Below are 1,588 nucleotides of genomic sequence, written 5' to 3'. Positions count from 1 at the left end.
TTGATGTGTACTGGTTTTAGTTGACAACTTCGTTTGTTATAACTGAATTAGTTTACTCAATATACTTTAATATCTAAATAGGTTTACTTTTGTTATTCTTATTCCTATGTTAGTTGTCTTTTGTTGGTGCTTGCAAATTTATGCATCTTCCTTTATTTACGCAAGCCTTCTTCAGGAAAATGTAATGTTGCCAACAACCAAAAACTCTTCGGTCGGGGATCGCCCTAGCGGCAAGGGGCGGGACCACCCGTCCCGACGAGCGGGTATTATGCTGTTAATCCTCCCGTTTCGCTGACCACTTCCATAGGTGTCCTCATGTTTATCCCTTGATGAGGCCGCACATGATTATATACATATACAGCATCTTCAATGCGCTTGCTTACTTGCTCGAAGCTCTCATCATCACAGTCGAATAGCCAACCGTTTTTAATGGTGTTGTTCATTCTTTCAGCCAATGCATTATGTAAAGGATCACCACACTGCGTCATACTGATGTTGATTTGATGCTCTTTAAGCCTCTCTACATATTTATTTGAGCAATATTGGACACCCCGGTCGGAATGATGAATAAGAGTGCTCATGTCTATGTGATACTTCTCATAGAATGATATTGCCATCTCCAAAGCTTTCAAGGGCCCCTCCGTCTCAAGAGTTTTGTAAAGCGCATATCCCACGATGGCACGACTTGACGCATCGGTAAGCAACGAGAGGTAAGCCCAGCCCTGACCGGTGTTTACGTAGGTTATATCCGCCACTACCATAGCGCCCAATCTTGTAGCGACAAATTTGGGTGCAACATTCAACAGATCGGGGTAGATATAGTAATTATGGTTCGAATTCGTTGTTTTAGGACGCTTGCGACTTGTACGTTGACACAAACCATTGGAGCGAAAAATGTCATAACAACGATCACGACCGATAACCATCTTTGGTCCAAACTTACTCACGCAGCAGGCGTATAACTCGCGCATACCAGCTTTGGGCATGAGTTCCAACAGTTCTTTGCAGTACAACACGATGCTTGTGGTAAGGATATCAACCTCCAAATGTCGGTTCACATGCTTGTAATAACCTTGTCGGGTTATGCCGAAGTAATCACAGAGGAACTTTATACAACCACGTTTGCGTCGGGATGAGTACCTCTGTGACAAGGTGTCGATTACTTGGCATCGGAGTTTTTTCGTACCTTGATATGATACGTGGATTCAGCAAGATTGATGAGTTCTTCGCACGCCTCGTGACGTAAACTCTCATCAGCAAGAGCCCGATGAAGTTTACGGTTCTCAGCACGCAATAGCGATAGTTCTTTCTGGAGCTCAGAAATACTAGAATCAATAGCATCGCTATTTACTGGTTTAGAGGATCTACCCATATCTTTGTCTTCTATTTGATACTTGTTAAGCCAATAAGTAAGAAGCTTGGCACAAAAGCCGTGACGCTTACAAAACTCAGATTTGCTCTCGGGACTTGATAAATACTCACGAATATAAGACATTCGTTCATCATCACTGTAATAGTTGTACTTCTTTTTCGAATATTTCATCTTTATTTTCGATTTTTGAAGTGTCAACTTATTCAGTACACTACA

At 42.1% G+C, this 1,588-nt stretch carries 2 protein-coding genes; both read right to left on the bottom strand.

The window, feature by feature from the left end:
• Positions 1-266 precede the first annotated feature (266 nt).
• The gene (locus NBH01_RS26505; RefSeq protein ID WP_008764101.1) at positions 267-1,151 is read right to left on the bottom strand and encodes an IS3 family transposase; all 885 of its coding nucleotides are present in this window, start codon (positions 1,149-1,151) and stop codon (positions 267-269) included.
• Positions 1,152-1,159: 8 nt separating this feature from the next.
• The coding region (locus NBH01_RS26500) for a transposase (protein WP_225011986.1) at positions 1,160-1,588 on the bottom strand (429 nt) is incomplete at its 5' end.

It is taken from the genome of Bacteroides sp. B1-V-101, assembly GCF_023656585.1.
Taxonomy (GTDB): Bacteria; Bacteroidota; Bacteroidia; order Bacteroidales; family Bacteroidaceae; genus Bacteroides; species Bacteroides thetaiotaomicron.
The sequence above is the reverse complement of the archived record's forward strand: the minus strand, read 5'-3'. Positions and strand labels throughout refer to the sequence as shown.